This window comes from Nitratidesulfovibrio sp. 1201_IL3209 (assembly GCF_036763125.1).
Lineage (GTDB): Bacteria > Desulfobacterota > Desulfovibrionia > Desulfovibrionales > Desulfovibrionaceae > Cupidesulfovibrio.
Genome location: NZ_JBAIYT010000035.1, coordinates 1 through 16,625, shown reverse-complemented (window position 1 = coordinate 16,625; position 16,625 = coordinate 1). Strand labels below are relative to the sequence as shown.

Here is a 16,625-nt window from a genome sequence, read left to right as displayed (position 1 = left end):
TGAAGACTTCCGAAAAAAGTCCCTGCAATCCGCGCCCGCCAGGGCGTGGCGCCCGCACCTTCCCGCGTCAGTTGACCATGAACCAGAACACCAGCGGGGCCACGGCCAGCCGGTACCAGGCGAAGGGCGCCAGGGTCACCCGGCCCATGAGCCCGATGAACACCTTCACGGCCACCCACGCGGAAAGGAACGACACCACGAACCCGGTGGCGAAGAAGGGCAGGTCCGCCGTGGTGAACAGGGCATGGTTTTTCAGCAGATCGTAGCCCGTTGCCGCGAACATGATGGGCACCGCCGCGATGAACGAGTATTCGGCGGCCAGGCCGCGCCGGGCGCCCAGCAGCATGCCGCCCATGATGGTGGCGGCGGAACGCGAGAAGCCCGGCCACAGGGCCAGGCACTGGAACAGGCCGATGCCCAGGGCCAGGGCGGGGGTCATGTCGTCCAGGCCCATGTAGACGGGGCGGTGCCTGCGCCGCTCCACCAGCAGCATGGCCACGGCGCCCACGGCCAGGGCCAGGGCCACGGTGGCCGGGCTGAACAGGTGTTCCTTGATGTAATGATGCGTGGCAAGGCCCAGCAGGCTGGCGGGCAGCGAGGTGATGCCCAGCAGCACGATGCCGCGCACCCCGGCGAAGCGCACGTACGGCTTCGGCCGCAGCAGGCCCCAGAAGCGGTCCCAGTACAGCACCACCACGGCCAGGATGGCCCCGAGCTGGATGGCCACCTCGAAGGTGGCCGCCTTGGGCCCGGTGAAGCCCAGCAGGTCGCCCGCGATGATCAGGTGCCCGGTGGAGGACACCGGCAGGAATTCGGTCAGCCCTTCGACGATGCCGAGGATGACGGCGGAGAGGATGTCGTGCATGGATGGCTTTCGGCCCGGTGCGGCCGCGCGGCTGGGGTGGACGGGGTGAACGGGGTGAACGGGCAGGGCGTCCCGCGTGGGCCAGCGACGTGATGACACGCGAGGACGCGAAAGGACGCCACGGATTGCGCGGGGATACCGCATGGGCCGCCGAGTTGCAACCCCGCCGGGGTTGATGTAGATTCCACGCCGCGCGAACGGCCGCCCCGTGCGGCGGCCTACGCACCATCGGCCCCCGGGGCCGACACCCGTCCGGGGGGCGGAGACGGTGCCCGCGCCGGAACATCGCCGGGCCGCCCCGGCACATCCGCTTCGGCGATCCGCCAGGGGCTGTTGCTAAATCAGGATTTTCGTTCGTTGGCAAGGAAAACAAGCCTGCCATGAGGGAATATACTCTTCTTGTATTTGACCGAAATGGCAGGCGAAGTTTGACGCCGCCAACGGGCGAAAGGACAATTTAGAAACAGCCCCTAGGGGGAACCATGACCACCATCATTCCGCACAGCGAACTGGTGAAGCGCGCCGCCGCCTGGGTGGCCGAACGCCGGGCCGAACAGCCCTCGTGCCCGCTGACCGACCTCGTGGACGAGGCGGGCGCGCGGTTCAACCTCGGCCCCATGGAAACCGAGATGCTCCTCGACCTGTTCCGTGCCTGCCACACCGACCATACACAGGGATAATCCTCTGCGCCTTCCTCTCAATACCCTGCTGCAACGCCAGTTGTTCGGCGAACTGCTGCACCTGTTCCTGCTCTGTCTGGGCTCGCTGCTCACGCTGGTGCTCATCGGCCGCGGCCTGCAACTGCGCGAACTGTTCCTGGGGCTGGACCTGGGCCTGGCCGACGCGGTGCTGCTGTTCGTCTACCTGACCCCGTTCTTCATGCTGCTGGTGGTGCCGGTGGCGTGCATGCTCAGCGTGTTCCTGACCTTCCTGCGCATGAGCACCGACCGCGAACTCATCGCCCTGAAGGCGGGCGGCGTCAGCCTGTACCAGATGCTGGCCGCGCCCCTGCTGTTCTGCGTGCTGTGCACCCTGCTGACCCTGGGCATTTCGCTGTACGGGCTGTCCTGGGGCATGTCCAACTTCCGCGCCACGGTCATGGACATCGCCAACAGCCGCGCCCGCGTGGTGGTGCAGCCCGGCGTGTTCAACAAGGACATTCCGGGGCTTACCCTGTTCGCGCGCCAGGTGGACCCGGCCGACAGCACGCTGTCGCAGGTCATCGTGGAGGACCGTTCGCACAAGGATTCGACCCTGACCATCCTCGCGCCCACCGGGGCCATCGCCACCGACGAGGCGCGCGGCGAACTGCTGTTCCGCCTCCAGAACGGCCGCCTGTACAAGACAGAGGGGCAGCAGGTTTCCGTGCTGGGCTTCGGCGAGTACGTGGTGCGCATCGACCTGGGGCAGATGTTCAAGGGGCTGGACCTTGGCGAGATCAAGCCCAAGGAGCTGTCCTGGTCGCAGTTGCGCGCGTTGCCCCTGGACGAGGCCAAGGCCTCGCTGGGCGACAAGTACCTGCGCAAGGTGGCCGTGGAACTGCATAAGCGCTGGGTGTTCCCGGCGGCCTGCCTGGTGCTGGGGCTGTTCGCCATGCCGCTGGCCTGCGCCTTCGAAGGGCTGCACCGCCAGTTCGGCGTGGTGCTGGCCCTGCTGATGTTCCTGGTCTACTACAGCCTGCTCTCGTTCGGCCTGACCACGGGAGAGGCGGGCACCATCCCGCCCGTGGTGGGCCTGTGGACGCCCAACGCGCTGTTCCTGGCCACCGGCCTGTGGGGCCTGCGGCTGGCCGCGCGCGAGCGCACGCCCGCCGTGGTCAGCCTGTTCTCGCACAGCCGCCTTGCCCTGCGGCGCAAAAGGGCATCCGCATGAGCCTGCTTTCGCGCTACCTGTTCCGCAACAACCTGATGCTGATCCTGCCCACCCTGGCCATCGGCACCGGGCTGTACATCCTGTCCGACCTGTTCGACCGGCTGGACGACTTCCTGGAGGCGGGCGTGGGCTTCGGCGTGGCGGCCTGGTACTTCGTGGCCAAGACGCCGCTGATCATCTCGCAGATCCTGCCCGCCGTGTTCCTGCTGGCCACCCTGGCCCAGCTCTGCCTCATGTCGCGCGGGCGCGAGCTCATCGCCCTGCAGGCGGGGGGCATCTCGCTGGGGCGGGTGGCCCGCAACCTGGTGTTCTGCGGCGTGGTCTGGGCCGTGGTGCAGCTTGGCTTCTCCCAGGTGCTCGGCGTCTCGGGCGAGGTGGAGGCGGCGCGCATCTGGAGCGAGGACGTGCGCGGCAAGACCGAGGCCACGGCCACCCTGCGCAACGTGTGGTTCACCGACGGCCCCTATGTGGTCAACCTGGCCCAGGTGGTGCCCGCCAAGGGGCAGGGAAGCGGCCTTGCCGCCTATGAACTGTCGTCCGACGGCATGGCCATCGCCCGCGTGATCCGCGCCGGTTCGTTCACGGCCAGCCACGGGAACTGGGAACTGCGCGACGTGACCGTGTTCGACCCCACGGGCTACCTCAGCACCCGCCACGACACCCTGTCCCTGCACCTGCGGCAGGACGTGCAGGCCTTCCTGGTCACCGCGCGCAATGCCGACCCCTCGCGGCTGCCCCTGTGGCAGCTGGGCGACGCCATCGACCGGCTGTCGGCGTCGGGCTCCAACGTGGAAGGCGTGCGCACCGCCTGGCACATGAAGCTGGCCTACGCCGCCTCGCTGGTGGTCATGGCCGTGGTGGCCGCGGCCGTGGTGACCTGGCGCGACAACATCTACCTGTGCATCGGCCTTGCCCTGGTCATCACCTTCCTGTTCTACACCATGTTCACGGTGGGCGGCACGCTGGGCCAGAAGGGCATCGTCCCGCCGCCGCTGGCCGCGTGGGGGGCCGACGCACTGATCCTGTCCATCGCCACGGCCCGGCTGGCCTGGCACCTGAAGCCGCGCTTCAAGGCCGGTTGATCCGGCCACGGCCACGCGCACGAAGGAACGACGCCCCGGCATGCATGGCATGGCCGGGGCGTTTCGCGTGCGCGGAAAAAAGGAGGAGGGACGGGCAGGGGCGGGGCGGTTGGCCTACCCCTCGTGTTCGTCGTGTCCGCCGGATGTGGCGGACGTGGCGGGCGCCGCGCCCTGCCGCAGGGCCGGATCACCCGGTGAGGCGTCCGGACCATCCTGCGGCGTGGCGTCCGCTCCGGAAGCATGCCCGGCGCCGTCCGCCAGCGGCACGTCGCGTTTGGCGCTGCCGAAGGGGTCCAGCAGGGCGGAACCCTGCACCTCGCCCACGGTGGCCACCTTGCGCAGCGAGGCCCACAGGTTGTCCACGCCAAGGCCGGTCTTGGCGGACACCACCAGCGGGGCGATGCCCCCCAGGATGTCGCGCCACTGGCGCTGGCGCTCGGCGCGCTCGCGCTGGGTGCACTTGTCGGCCTTGGTCAGCACCGGCAGCAAGGTGATGCCGCTCTTGCGGGCGAACGAGGTCAGGTCCAGGTCCAGGCGCTGCGGGTCCAGACGGCTGTCCAGCAGCACGGCAAGGGCCTTCAGGGTGGGGCAGGTGGTCAGGTAGCGCTCGATGAGCGTGGCCCATTTCTGCCGCTCTTCCTTGCTGCACTTGGCGTAGCCGTAGCCGGGCAGGTCCACCACGTAGAAGCCGTCCGGCTTCACGCGGTAGTAGTTGATGGAGCGCGTCTTGCCGGGGGTGGCGCTGATCTTGGCCAGCGCCTTGCGGCGGGCCAGGGCGTTGACCAGGGACGATTTGCCCACGTTGGAGCGCCCGGCAAGGGCGATCTGCGGCGCGTCGAAGGCGCGCATCTGTTCCAGGGTGTAGACGGTGGCTTCAAGTTCAAGCACTGGTTGCATGGTCGTATCCGGTGGCGCTGGGCGCCGTGTGTCTGGGGTATGCCCGATGGGAGGGCGTGACGGGCGTCGTGCGGGGCGACCGCCGGGGCGCGTGGTCCGACAGGATACGTGATCCGACAGGATGCGTGATCCGGCCTCGGCTTCATTGTTGACAACGGGCCGCCGTTGGGAAAAAATATTCTGTTACCCGATGCGGGCGCATGGTGTCCAGTCCGGCCGCCTTGCCCGTTCCGCCGCAACCGGCCCTCGCGCCGCCAACCCTCGGAAAGGACGCCGCATGGCCCGCTACCGCATACTGGTGCTGAACGGCCCCAACCTGGACGCGCTGGGCGTGCGCCAGCCCGACATCTACGGCAGCGTGGGCATGGACGCCGTGCCCGGCCTGGTCGGGCAGGTGCTGGGCGCGCGTACCGGCGAGGTGGAACTGGAATTCTTCCAGACCAACGGCGAGGGCGCGCTCATCGACCGGCTGGAACAGGCCCGGCGCGACGGGGTGGACGGCGTGGTGCTGAACGCGGGCGCGTACACCCACACCAGTCTTGCCCTGGCCGACTGCCTGGCCTGGATCGGCCTGCCCTGCGTCGAGGTGCACCTCAGCAACGTGCTGGCGCGCTCCGAACCGCTGCGCCAGAAGAGCTACATCGGGCGCCACGTCATCGGCGTGGTGGCCGGGTTCGGCATCGCCAGCTACGCGCTTGCCGTGCAGTCGCTGGTGCTGCACCTGGACCGGCTGGACGCTCAACCGTCCGCCGCGACACCGGTGTAGCCCCGCATATCCTATCAGACCATCATTCCGGAGGCTTCATGTATTCGACCACCGATTTCAGGAAGGGGCTCAAGATCGAAATCGACGGCACGCCCTTCGAAATCGTCGAGTTCCAGCATTTCAAGCCCGGCAAGGGCGGGGCCATGGTGCGCACCAAGCTGCGCAACCTGCTGAACGACCGCGTGGTGGACAACACCTTCCGCTCCGGCGAAAAGGTGGGCCGCCCCGACATGGAAACCCGCGAAATGCAGTACCTGTACCGTGAAGGCGACGACCTCGTGTTCATGGACCTGACCACCTACGAACAACTGCACATCGCGGAAGACACCACCGACGGCAAGGCCGGGTTCCTCAAGGAAGCCCAGCAGGTGCGCGTGCTGCTGTACAACGGCAAGCCGCTGGACATCGACCTGCCCGTGTCCCTGGTGCTGGAAGTGACCGACACCGAGCCCGGCGCCAAGGGCGACACCGTGAGCAACGTGACCAAGCCCGCCACGCTGGAGACCGGCATCGTCATCGGCGTGCCCATCTTCGTGAACATCGGCGACCGCGTGAAGGTCGATACCCGCAGCCGCGAATACCTGGGCCGCGAATAGCCCGGTTCCGCGCGCGACGCGCCGCCGGACGATTCCCCCCCTGTCCGCCTGGGGGAGGGAGGGGACTACGGTCGCCAGTCCGGAGCGGCGGGGCCGTGTGGACGGGAACCCTCGAGTACGGTAAGGGATATGGCCGATACGGTCATATCCCTTTTCCTTGCGGGCCGCCCCGCGCCAACACGCATTCCGCGACAATCAGGGAGGGTGCCGCCACGGACGGCAACAAACTGGCCCGCGAACTCTTCGGGCTCTTCCTCATCTTCTGGGGGCTGCTGCTCTTGCTCAGCCTCGCCACCTTCGACGCCCGCGACCCCAGCCTGAACCACGTGGTCAGCAATGCCGCGCAGGTGCGTAACAGCGCCGGGCTGTTCGGATCGTACCTTGGCGGCATCCTGGTGGATCTGTTCGGTTTTTCCGCCTTCCTGTGGCCGTTCGGGTTCATGGGCATCGGCGCGCGCTACGTGGTCATCCCCTTCGACGTGCCGTGGTGGCGCTGGCTGGGGCTGATCCTGCTTGGGGCCTGCGTGGCCACCATGGGCGCGGGCTGGAACCTGGCCATCGGCGATGTGGGCGGGGGCGGCTTCTTCGGCATCATCCTGCACAATTTCGCGGCACGCTATTTCAGCCCGCGCGGCTCGGCGCTGGTGTGGGTGTTCCTGTTCCTGATCTCGGCGCAACTGGTGCTGGGCCTGTCGTGGCCCGCCATGGGCCGTCGCATTCTTGAAGGACTGCGTGAAGGTTTGACGCCCCGGCCCAAGCCCGCCGCAAAGCTGGAAATTGCCGCACCCCGCCCGGCGACCGAAGTACCCGCCGCGCGCCCGGTGATCGTGGCGGGTGACGAGGGCCTGCCCGGTTCCACCGACCCCACCGGCCCCGCTCGCGCATCCCGCCCTTCCCGCCCCTCCTGTTGGTTGAAACTGCCGGGCATGGGCGTGTTCCAGTTCCTGTGGAACCGCAAGCGGGGGGCCAGACAGGGCCAGGTGCTGGACGTCACCCCCGCGCCGCTCCCCGCCGGGCGCGGCGTGCAGGGCGCGCCCCGGCCATACCGGCCCGCTGACGGTGGCCTGGAAGCGTCCCCCCGCGTGCTGGAGGACGACGACGCCTACGCCCACGCCGTGCACGATGCCGCCCGGCAGGCGGGCCGTGGCGGAGGCAACGGAGCCGCCATGCCCGGCGCTGCCGTTGGCGGTCACGGGGGGCAGGGGGGCAGGGGAGCCCGCGCCAGCGTCGGCGATCCCTTTGCGGGCGGCGACTTCGGCCCCGGCGCCATGGGCCTTGGAGACGACCTTGTGGATGAACCGGCGGACGGCCTGCCCAATGGTCTGCCTGACGGTCTTGCCGACGACCTCGTGGACTACGCCGCGGGCGAGGCGGGCCCCACCTGGCTGGAAGGCGCGTTCGGCGACGACCCGGCCCGCGAAGGGCAGCCCTCCGCCCCGGCGAAGCCGCCCCGGCCCCGCAAGGCGCGCAGCAAGCTGCCCGGCCTCGACCTGCTGCATTCCGTGGCGGGCGGCGACACCAAGCCCGCCCGCCAGTTGCTGGAGGCCAAGGGCCAGAGCGTCATCACCTGCCTGGCCGACTTCGGCGTGCAGGGCGAACTGACCCGCATCACCCCCGGCCCGGTGGTCACCATGTTCGAGGTGCGCCCCGCCCCCGGCGTGAAGGTGAGCCGCATCGCCAACCTCAGCGACGACCTGGCGCTGGCGCTGAAGGCCATCGCCGTGCGCATCCAGGCCCCCATCCCCGGCACGGACACCGTGGGCATCGAGATTCCCAACGAGGCGCGCGAAAACGTGTGCTTCAAGGAACTGCTGGCCTCGGACACCTTCCGCTCGGCCCCGTCCATGCTCACCATGGCCATCGGCAAGGACATCGCGGGCAACGCCACCGTGGCGGACCTGGCCCGCATGCCCCACCTGCTGGTGGCCGGGGCCACCGGCGCGGGCAAGAGCGTGTGCCTGAACTCCATCCTGCTCAGTTTCCTGTACAAGGCCCGCCCCGAAGACGTGCAGATGCTGCTGGTGGACCCCAAGCGCATCGAACTTGCCGTGTACGCCGACCTGCCGCACCTGGTGCACCCCGTGGTGACGGAAATGGCCCTGGCCAAGAACGCCCTGGACTGGGCCGTGCAGGAGATGGACCGCCGCTACCAGGCCATGGCCCGCCTGGCCGTGCGTAACATCGCGGGATACAACCAGAAGCTGGCCGACCTTGGCGCGGACCTGCCGCCGGAACTGGCCGACCTGGAACGCATGCCGTACCTGGTCATCGTCATCGACGAACTGGCCGACCTCATGCTCACCGCCGCCAAGGAGGTGGAAACCAGCATCGTGCGCCTGGCCCAGCTGGCGCGCGCGGCGGGCATCCACATGATCCTGGCCACCCAGCGCCCCAGCGTGGACGTGGTCACCGGGCTGATCAAGGCCAACTTCCCGTGCCGCATCTCGTTCCAGGTCACCTCCAAGCACGATTCGCGCACCATCCTCGACACCGTGGGCGCGGAACACCTGCTGGGCAAGGGCGACATGCTCTTCAAGCCCAGCGGCGGCAAGTTGCAGCGGCTGCACGGGGCCTTCGTGGGCGACGACGACGTGGCCTCCGTGGTGGAATTCTGGAAGCGCCAGCAGGCCCCCAACTACACGGTGGACTTCGCCGACTGGGGCAACGAGGGCACGGGAGACGGCGCCAACGGCAACGGCGGAGGCGATCTTTCCGACGACCCCATGTACGCCGAGGCCGTGGAATTCGTCATCGGCCAGGGCAAGGCGTCCATCTCGCAGATCCAGCGGCGCTTCCGCATCGGGTTCAACCGGGCGGCGCGCTACGTGGAGCAGATGGAGCACGACGGCATCATCGGCCCCTCGGACGGCAGCAAGCCGCGCATGGTCATCCGGTAGCGGACGGGGCGCGGGGCAGGGGGGCAGGACCATCGGTCTCCGGCCCGGCGGCGCTTCCGTTCACGCCACGGGCCACAGCACGCCGCGAGTTGACGCGGCCGGGCAGTCCTGCTAGCGCAGCCCCGATGGCCCGGCCATAAGCGCCTCGCCACGTTCCCGCCCTGCGGGACATCGCCGCAAGGCCGCGCCCCTGAAGCCATTCCATCCCGACAGCAATCCCTCACAGGAGGATTCCGTGAAGCGTCCCCTTTCCCTCCGCGTATTGGCCCGCCGTTGCGGGCTTGGCGCGCTCTGCCTCGCCATGCTGCTGTCCGCCGTCCCGGCCCGGGCCGCGGGCGAACTGACCAACCGGCTCCAGCAGCGCTACGACGCCACCACCACCCTCAAGGCGGACTTCACCCAGGTGCTGCTGCACCGTGAAAGCGGGGCCAGGGAAACCCGGCAGGGAACCCTGCACTTCCGCAAGCCGCTGCTGGTGCGCTGGGAGACCAAGGCCCCCCACGCCGAACTGCTGGTGGTGACGGCCAACGAAATCTGGAACTACCTGCCGGACGAAGAGGTGGCCTACAAGTACCCGGTGGAACTGGTGCAGGACTCGCGGTCCATCATCAAGGTCATCACCGGCCAGGCCAGGCTGGAGCAGGACTTCGACGTGGCCGAGGAAGCCGACGACAGCGGCATGGCCCGCCTGCACATGTACCCCAAGGAGCCCACCCCGCAGCTCACCGAGGCCTTCCTGTGGGTGGACCCGGCCACCAACCTGATCCGCCGCGCCAAGATCATCGACTTCTACGGCAACGAGAACGACATCACCCTGAACAGCCTGGCCACCGACGCCGGGGTGCAGGACAGCACCTTCCGCTTCGCGCCGCCCAAGGGCGTGGATGTGGAGGACCGGACCAAGCAGGGGTCGCCGGAGAAGCAACTGTTCAATTAGGGGCGCGCGGTACGTTGGGCTGCTGACGACGCCGGGCATTGCCAACAGCCCAGGAGTTCTCCCCTCAAGGGAAACGCCCTCCTTCAAGTTCAACTTGAAGTTCAGGAAAACGACAACGCCTCCCGCATCATCGCGAGAGGCGTTGTTCATATTTCAGGGAAAACAGACGGTTACACCTCAAGCCCTGCGGCGCGGCGCAGGGCCGCCACTTCGTGCGAGGTCAGGCGGCGGGCCGCGCCCTTGGGCAGTTCGCCCAGTTCCAGCGGCCCCTGCCTGATGCGCCGCAGCAGCAGCACCGTCAGCCCCAGGTCGCGGCACATCCGGCGAATCTGACGGTTCACCCCCTGGTGCAGGGTCATCTCGATGAGGCTGGCCTGCCGGTCCGACTGGAGCAGGCGCGCGTCCACCGGGGCCAACCGCTCGCCCTCGGCCAGGGTCATGCCTTGGCGCATGGGGGCAAGGGTGGCCTCGGTCACATGGCCGCGCACCTTGACCAGGTACACCTTGGGCAGGTGGTAGCGGGGATGGGTGAGCCGGTTGGTCAGGTCGCCGTCGTCGGTGAGAATCAGCAATCCCTCGGAAAAATAGTCCAGCCTGCCCACGGGGTACAGCCGCCCGCCGCGCAGGTCCGGCGGCAGGATGCCCAGCACCGTGGCCCGCCCCTGCGGGTCGCGCACGGTGGACACCACCTGCACCGGCTTGTGCAGCATCACGTAGGTAAACGCCGAGGGCGCGGCGTCCAGTTCCAGCAGTTGCCCGCGCACCTCGATGCGGTCGCGTCCGGGCACCACGCGCACACCGGGGGTGTCCACCACCTCGCCGTTGACCCGCACCACCCCCTGCTGTATGAGGTCGTCCGCCTGACGCCGCGAGCATACGCCCGCACCGGCAATGGCCTTGTTCAGGCGCACCTCGCCGGTCTGCATGGCCGGTTCCGTCGTCGCCTGCGCGTCGGGCTGGCGGACGGTTGCCGGTTCCGCCTCGGGGCCGGGCCTGCCGGAGGCCGGACGTACCTGCTCACGGGAGTCTTCAGGGCGCTGCGAGCGCCCGGTCGAGGGCTTGACGGGACGGGACGGGGACGAAGGGCGGCGCTGGGTCATGAGGTTCCGGGCCGGAAGGCTTCCGGCGGGCTGAAGTTTCGGGACAGCGGGCGTTGGACAGTGTCTGCGGGCATGACGGTGACTGAAGGCTCGACGGACCGGAAGGCATGCAGCCGGACGCGCTGTCCTGCGCGCGACCGGTTGCGCCGTGCCCATCCCCGTCAGTCTATCCCGGTCGCCCGGCAAAGAAAACCGCCCGGCGCATCCTTTCGGCGGCGCGCCGGACGGCATCCCGGACACATTGCGCGGCGCGGGACCGGCAGTGGGGCACATTGCGTACTCCGGGCCGGGCGCGCGCCCGGCCGGTTACGGCCGGATGATCTTGGTGGCCAGTTGCAGGCTGGTGACCACGTCGAGCATGTTGGTGGTCTGGCCTACGGCCTTTTGCTCCAGAAGCCCGAAATGGTCAAGGCAGGTGCCGCAAACCAGTACCGTGGCCCCGGCCGCCTCCAGCCGCTTCAGATGGGGCAGGGCGGGGCTGTCCGCGGCGGAAAGGCGCACCGCGCCGTTCAGCATGACCACGCGCCACAGTTCCGCGCCCAGTTCGGGCAGGGTGGCCAGGAAGTTCTGCATCAACCTGGCGCCCAAGGCGTCGTCGCCCCCGCCGATGACGTCGGAGGTCAGGAAGACCACGACCTTCTCGCCCATGCGGCGCAACTGTTCCTCCGTCATCACTTCGCAGACCTCGCAGTCGTCGTCTGCGGAGACGGGCGCATCGCCCTTCGTGCCGCGCAGCCGCCACAGGCCGTCGCCCGCGTCCGGTGATACGGCTTCGGCCTGCACGGCATAGCCTTGGGTGGACAGGAAGCGCGTCACGTTCTCGCGCGCGGCCTGGTTATCCACGACCACCACCAGCGATGCGGGCGATTGCTCGTCAAGGCAGCGCTTGCAGCGCAGCACGGGCTGGGGGCAGGGAAGATTCTGGCAGTTCAGTTCGATTTCTGGCATGGTGAGCCTCCTTTTCCGAAGGAACACCACACCGCACGGCCGGTCAAATCGAAAACATCCGTGCCGCACCGCGAAACACATTTACAAAACCAATAGAAGACCTCGCACCACATGGCCGACGCCCCCAAGAATGACCAGCCCCCCCAGGGTCAGAGCCTGCACCTGCTCAAGCGTTGCTTGAAGTATTTCCGCCCCTACAAGTGGCAGATTTTCCTTTCCATGCTGGCCATGGGCGTGGTGTCGCTGAGCACGGCCGGGTCCGCCTGGCTGGTCAAGCCCGCCCTGGACGAAATCTTCATCAACAAGGACGAGCAGGCGCTGCTGTACGTGCCGCTGCTGTTCTTCGTGCTCACGCTGGTGAAGGGCGCGGGCCGCTACGTGCAGAACTACTTCATGCAGTACAGCGGCCTGCGCGTGCTGGAAAAGCTGCGCTCGGAACTGTACGACAAGATCATCTACCTGCCGCTGCAATTCTACGAGGAATCGCAGGTGGGCATGCTCATGTCGCGCATCATCAACGACGTGACCATGATCCGCAACAGCCTGCCGTCCATCGTGATGATGGTGCGGCAGTTGCTGACCATGCTGGGGCTGGTGGGCGTGGTGTTCTACCAGAATCCGCGCCTGGCGGTATGGGCGGTGCTGGTGCTGCCGGCGGCGCTGTACCCGCTGGTGTGGTTCGGCCGCAAGCTGCGCAAGTACGGCCGCCGCAACCAGTCAAAACTGGCGGACATTTCCGTGGTGCTGCAGGAAGTGTTCAGCGGCATCCGGGTGGTCAAGGCGTTCGCCACCGAACGGCACGAGGCGCGCCGCTTCGACGACGAGAACGAGCGCCTGGCCCGGCTGTACCTGAAGCAGGCCAGCGTGTCCGAGCTTTCCTCGCCGGTCATGGAACTGATCGGGGCCGTGGGCATCGGCCTGGTGATCTGGTTCGGCGGGCGCGAGGTCATCTCCGGCGAGACCACGGCAGGCACGTTCTTCTCGTTCGTGGCCGCCCTGGCCATGATGTACGACCCTGTAAAATCGCTGAATTCCTACAACATGGATGTGCAGCGCGCCCTGGCCGGGGCCGAGCGGGTCTTCGAGATCCTCGACGCGCCGGAACTGGTGGTGGAGCAGGGGGGCGACACCCCCTTCGCTGAACCCTTCCGCGAACTGCGCTTCGAGGGGGTCACCTTCACTTACGGCGGCAAGGCCGCGCCCGCGCTGGACAACGTCAGCCTTACCGTGCGCGCGGGCGAACGGGTGGCCATCGTGGGACCCAGCGGCGCGGGCAAGAGCACCTTCGTCAACCTCATCCCCCGCTTCTACGAGCCGCAGCAGGGGGCCATCGTCCTCAACGGCCGCCCGGTGGCCGACTACACCCTGGAAACCTTGCGCCGCAACGTGTCCATGGTGTCGCAGGACACCTTTCTGTTCAACCTCTCGGTGCGCGACAACATCACCTACGGCCTTTCCGGGGCCATCGACGAGGATGCCGTGCGCGCCGCGGCCACGTCCGCCTATGCCGACGAATTCATCGCCGAACTGCCTGAAGGGTACGGCACCCTGCTGGGCGAGCGCGGGGTGAAGCTGTCCGGCGGGCAGAAGCAGCGCCTGACCATCGCCCGGGCCATCATGAAGGACGCGCCGCTGCTCATCCTGGACGAGGCCACCAGCGCGTTGGACTCCGAAGCCGAGCGCATCGTCCAGAAGGCCCTGGACAACCTGATGGAAAACCGCACCAGCATCGTCATCGCCCACCGGCTGTCCACCATCCTTTCGGCCGACCGCATCCTGGTCATGGAACAAGGCCGCATCGTGGACGCCGGCCGGCACGAGGAACTACTGGGCCGGTGCACCCTGTACGCCCGATTGTACGCCATGCAGTTCGCCACCGAAAAGGCGGAGCAGGACGTCGGCATCCCCTCCGCCGGAGCCACCGCGTGAAGCTGCCCCCCGCCCTCATCGCACCGCCGCTGTACGGCCTGTACAAGGCGTGGTGCGCCACGCTACGCTACACCGTGGCCGGGCGCGAGGCCGTGAACGCGCTGTGGCGCGACCGCACCCCCATGGTCTTCGCGCTGTGGCATGACGAACTCTTTCCGCTCATGCACGTGCGGGACGATCTGGAGATCGTCACCGTGGTCAGCCAGAGCCGCGACGGCGAATACCTGGCCCAGGTGCTGCAACGGCTGGGGCTGCGCACGGCGCGGGGCTCCAGTTCGCGCGGCGGGGTCAAGGCGCTGATCGGCGCGGCGCGGCTGATGCGCCGCGAAGGGCTGTGCGGCTGCGTGACCGTGGACGGCCCGCGCGGCCCGCGCCACAAGGTCAAGCCGGGGGCCATCTTTCTGGCGCAGCGGGCGCGGGCGCCCATCGTGCCCATGCGCATCTTCATGGACCGCGTCAAGGTGTTCGAGCGCGCCTGGGACCGCTTCCAACTGCCGCTGCCGTTTTCCCGCGTGCGCGTGGTGTTCGGCGAGCCGTACCGGCTGCCCGAACCGGACGCCACGGACACGGAAGAGGGCGGGCAGGGGGCCGATGCCGCCCTGGACGCCGCCTGCGCGGACCTTGAAATCCGGCTTGAGGGATTGCGATGAGCCTTCCGGAATCCGGCGCACCCGCCGCCCCTACCGCTGCGGAATCCCCTGCCCACAGGGGTCTGGTGTCGAAGCTGCTGCATGCGCTGGCCCGCCGCCTTGCGGCAGGGGGCTTCGATGCGGTCGCCCGGCATGGCGACAGGTTGGGAGCCTTGCTGTGGCATTGCCTGCCCGGCAGGCGGCGCCAGGCGGCCCAGGCAATAGCCCGGCATCTCGGCGTCACGCAGCAGGAGGCCGAACGCATCGCCCGGGAGAGCTTTGCCCACAACGCCCGGTCGTTCCTCGAACTGGTTCTGGTGGACCGCTTCGGCTTGGAACAAACGGGCACCCGCCTGATCATCGACAATCCCGAACTTTTCGCCAGGCTGTACGGGAGCCAGCGCCCCGTGGTGGCGGCCACGGCCCATCTGGGCGCGTGGGAGTTCATGGCCTCTTTGCTGGGACAATGGCGCCCCGACCATCCCCGCATGGTCGTGGTGCGCCGTAACGGCAACCGTACCCTCAACGACTTCATCTTCGCCATGCGCGGGGCGCAAGGGGTGCAGGTGGTGGACCACCGCAACGCCGTGTTCACCGTGCTCAAGGGGCTGAAGCGCAATGGGTGCGCCGGTTTTCTGGTCGATCACAACTGCCGCCGCGACGAGGCCATCTTCCTGCCGTTCCTGGGCGAGACCGCCGCCGTGAACATGGGACCGGCACTGCTGGCCGTGCGTGCCGAAGCGGAAGTCTGGCCCGCCTTCCTCGTGCGCGAGTGCGACCGCTACCGGCTGCTGATCGACGAACCGCTGGACACCGCCACCCTGGACGGCGACCGCGCGGACAAGGTCGAAGCCGTTGCCCGGTTCTATACCGAGGCCGTGGAGCGGGCGGTACGCGCCCATCCGGAACAGTGGTTCTGGATGCACAAGCGCTGGAAGACCCGCCCGAAGCAGGGCGATTGATTCCGCCTCACTCCTGCCTGTCCATCCCACGTCCATCGACCGAAAAACGCGATTGATCCGCCCCGACGCACTGCGGTCCGGCACAGCGCCGAGGCTTTGGCAGTTGCGTTGCCCATGCCCGCCAAATCGCTCCTGACGATATCAATAGTCGTCATCCATCCTTTTCGATACCTATCCAGGCTCAGCAAGCAGAGCAGAGCAAGGCCACTCCGCATGTCCACGTTGCGAAGTGGTGGAGAGCTTGCCTTGTCCCTGTGCGTCATGGTCGGCTCAATCGTTCATAGAACGCTACCAATCGTCCATACAGATTGAAGGACCATCCTAAACAACGCACCGGCATCCCGCCTGAGCGGCCCGTAACCGGGGCAACCTGAACAGAACTTCATCCCGAATCGAAAACGAGCCCCATGCGGCGCGTCCCGAATCGCTCTTTTCGGGCAGGGTAGATCGGAAAGCCACCGGTTGTTTCACATAGAATCGGAAATTCATAACAGACTGGAATAAAGAAGCTCTCTGTACTCAAAAGTTAACATAATTTACATTATGAGACATAAACCCAAATAAGAGAATCCCGGAAAACCACCTCTTCGGGCACCGCAACCGGCACCCCCGCGTGGCGCCGTGTTTCGGCCGGAACATCACCGCCGTCATCCACTGCCCACGCCGCTGTAGCTTGTCGGGCACGGTTTCTGTGCGACACCCGGCCTTCAATCGAAAAACACGATCGATTCCGCCCTTGAACATGCCTTTCCGCCTGCGCAGTTCACGCGTCGGCATGTCCTCTTTCGGCATGTCCGCTTGATGACCCGCCAAGTCGTCACCACGTCGGCATTCCGAAACAGTGACGGGAATCGCACCGGCCCTCTTTTTCCCTCTGAAGGCACGGGCTGGTCCAACGCTCCTTCCCTCCCCGTCTCCCTCCCTTCATAGTATTCCTTATATAACACATACACGCATATCACCGCTTTCCCCCAAAACAGACGGCGCTCACGCCCCAATTCTCAGCCCCGAAATTTCAAAGGCTCTAGACCATCAGGCCAAGCCCTGATAGGCTAGAATCATGTTTAAAAACAGCAAATTAAGCCGCTACAAAATCGGAAAAATTGCTGAATGCTTTTGCATCGATATTGATGCCACCAAAACTG

Annotated in this window: 13 protein-coding genes and 2 pseudogenes; 11 read left to right on the top strand and 4 right to left on the bottom strand. The window is 67.3% G+C overall.

What is annotated here, in order from left to right:
- Positions 1 to 67 precede the first annotated feature (67 nt).
- Positions 68 to 865 carry an undecaprenyl-diphosphate phosphatase gene (locus V6B97_RS14300; protein WP_333507188.1) on the bottom strand — a complete coding sequence of 266 codons (798 nt, stop codon included), beginning with the start codon at positions 863 to 865 and terminating at the stop codon, positions 68 to 70.
- 482 nt (positions 866 to 1,347) lie between these two features.
- Here V6B97_RS14300 and V6B97_RS14295 point away from each other — a divergent pair, with 482 nt between their 5' ends.
- The 3 genes from V6B97_RS14295 to V6B97_RS14285 are packed head-to-tail and all read left to right on the top strand — an operon-like array spanning position 1,348 to position 3,819.
- Positions 1,348 to 1,545, top strand: coding sequence for a hypothetical protein (locus V6B97_RS14295; protein WP_333507186.1), 198 nt, complete (start codon positions 1,348 to 1,350; stop codon positions 1,543 to 1,545).
- Between the two features lie 28 nt (positions 1,546 to 1,573).
- A complete protein-coding gene (gene lptF, locus V6B97_RS14290) occupies positions 1,574 to 2,737 on the top strand; it encodes an LPS export ABC transporter permease LptF (RefSeq protein WP_333507208.1) in 1,164 nt (387 codons plus the stop codon).
- Positions 2,734 to 3,819 carry an LptF/LptG family permease gene (locus V6B97_RS14285; protein WP_333507185.1) on the top strand — a complete coding sequence of 362 codons (1,086 nt, stop codon included), beginning with the start codon at positions 2,734 to 2,736 and terminating at the stop codon, positions 3,817 to 3,819. The genes lptF and V6B97_RS14285 overlap by 4 nt, the downstream gene beginning before the upstream one ends.
- Before the next feature lie 318 nt (positions 3,820 to 4,137).
- On the opposite strand, the pseudogene yihA reads toward V6B97_RS14285, so the two are convergent.
- Positions 4,138 to 4,716, bottom strand: a pseudogene (gene yihA, locus V6B97_RS14280) (ribosome biogenesis GTP-binding protein YihA/YsxC); the annotation flags it as partial.
- 277 nt (positions 4,717 to 4,993) lie between these two features.
- Here yihA and V6B97_RS14275 point away from each other — a divergent pair.
- The 4 genes from V6B97_RS14275 to lolA all read left to right on the top strand — a co-directional run bounded on the left by V6B97_RS14275 (position 4,994) and on the right by lolA (position 9,912).
- Positions 4,994 to 5,482, top strand: coding sequence for a type II 3-dehydroquinate dehydratase (locus V6B97_RS14275; RefSeq protein WP_333507183.1), 489 nt, complete (start codon positions 4,994 to 4,996; stop codon positions 5,480 to 5,482).
- 38 nt (positions 5,483 to 5,520) lie between these two features.
- Positions 5,521 to 6,078: an elongation factor P gene (gene efp / locus V6B97_RS14270; protein WP_333507182.1), complete on the top strand. Its 558-nt coding sequence runs from the start codon at positions 5,521 to 5,523 to the stop codon at positions 6,076 to 6,078.
- Between the two features lie 278 nt (positions 6,079 to 6,356).
- The gene (locus tag V6B97_RS14265) at positions 6,357 to 8,975 is read left to right on the top strand and encodes a DNA translocase FtsK (RefSeq protein ID WP_333507181.1); all 2,619 of its coding nucleotides are present in this window, start codon (positions 6,357 to 6,359) and stop codon (positions 8,973 to 8,975) included.
- Positions 8,976 to 9,210: 235 nt separating this feature from the next.
- Complete coding sequence (gene lolA / locus V6B97_RS14260) at positions 9,211 to 9,912, top strand: outer membrane lipoprotein chaperone LolA (protein WP_333507179.1); 702 nt, start codon at positions 9,211 to 9,213, stop codon at positions 9,910 to 9,912.
- Positions 9,913 to 10,082: 170 nt separating this feature from the next.
- Here lolA and V6B97_RS14255 read toward each other — a convergent pair whose 3' ends face one another.
- Positions 10,083 to 10,838, bottom strand: coding sequence for a pseudouridine synthase (locus tag V6B97_RS14255; protein ID WP_442935495.1), 756 nt, complete (start codon positions 10,836 to 10,838; stop codon positions 10,083 to 10,085).
- A gap of 480 nt (positions 10,839 to 11,318) precedes the next feature.
- Positions 11,319 to 11,960: a sulfurtransferase-like selenium metabolism protein YedF gene (gene yedF / locus V6B97_RS14250; protein ID WP_333507177.1), complete on the bottom strand. Its 642-nt coding sequence runs from the start codon at positions 11,958 to 11,960 to the stop codon at positions 11,319 to 11,321.
- A gap of 111 nt (positions 11,961 to 12,071) precedes the next feature.
- Between yedF and V6B97_RS14245 the strand changes: the two genes are divergently transcribed.
- The 4 genes and pseudogenes from V6B97_RS14245 to V6B97_RS14230 form a co-directional block, all read left to right on the top strand.
- Positions 12,072 to 13,889 carry an ABC transporter ATP-binding protein gene (locus V6B97_RS14245; protein WP_333507176.1) on the top strand — a complete coding sequence of 606 codons (1,818 nt, stop codon included), beginning with the start codon at positions 12,072 to 12,074 and terminating at the stop codon, positions 13,887 to 13,889.
- Positions 13,886 to 14,539 carry a lysophospholipid acyltransferase family protein gene (locus V6B97_RS14240; protein ID WP_333507175.1) on the top strand — a complete coding sequence of 218 codons (654 nt, stop codon included), beginning with the start codon at positions 13,886 to 13,888 and terminating at the stop codon, positions 14,537 to 14,539. The genes V6B97_RS14245 and V6B97_RS14240 overlap by 4 nt, the downstream gene beginning before the upstream one ends.
- A gap of 65 nt (positions 14,540 to 14,604) precedes the next feature.
- The gene (locus V6B97_RS14235) at positions 14,605 to 15,480 is read left to right on the top strand and encodes a lysophospholipid acyltransferase family protein (protein ID WP_333507174.1); all 876 of its coding nucleotides are present in this window, start codon (positions 14,605 to 14,607) and stop codon (positions 15,478 to 15,480) included.
- 1,060 nt (positions 15,481 to 16,540) lie between these two features.
- Positions 16,541 to 16,625 (top strand): annotated as a pseudogene (locus tag V6B97_RS14230) (IS1595 family transposase); the annotation flags it as partial.

Bases quoted from the DNA above. Each gene is read 5' to 3' on its own strand.
- V6B97_RS14285 (WP_333507185.1), top strand. From the start codon at position 2,734: ATGAGCCTGCTTTCGCGCTACCTGTTCCGCAACAACCTGATGCTGATC.
- V6B97_RS14300 (WP_333507188.1), bottom strand. From the start codon at position 865: ATGCACGACATCCTCTCCGCCGTCATCCTCGGCATCGTCGAAGGGCTG.
- yedF (WP_333507177.1), bottom strand. From the start codon at position 11,960: ATGCCAGAAATCGAACTGAACTGCCAGAATCTTCCCTGCCCCCAGCCC.
- efp (WP_333507182.1), top strand. From the start codon at position 5,521: ATGTATTCGACCACCGATTTCAGGAAGGGGCTCAAGATCGAAATCGAC.
- V6B97_RS14275 (WP_333507183.1), top strand. From the start codon at position 4,994: ATGGCCCGCTACCGCATACTGGTGCTGAACGGCCCCAACCTGGACGCG.
- V6B97_RS14295 (WP_333507186.1), top strand. From the start codon at position 1,348: ATGACCACCATCATTCCGCACAGCGAACTGGTGAAGCGCGCCGCCGCC.
- V6B97_RS14255 (WP_442935495.1), bottom strand. From the start codon at position 10,838: ATGCAGACCGGCGAGGTGCGCCTGAACAAGGCCATTGCCGGTGCGGGC.
- V6B97_RS14245 (WP_333507176.1), top strand. From the start codon at position 12,072: ATGGCCGACGCCCCCAAGAATGACCAGCCCCCCCAGGGTCAGAGCCTG.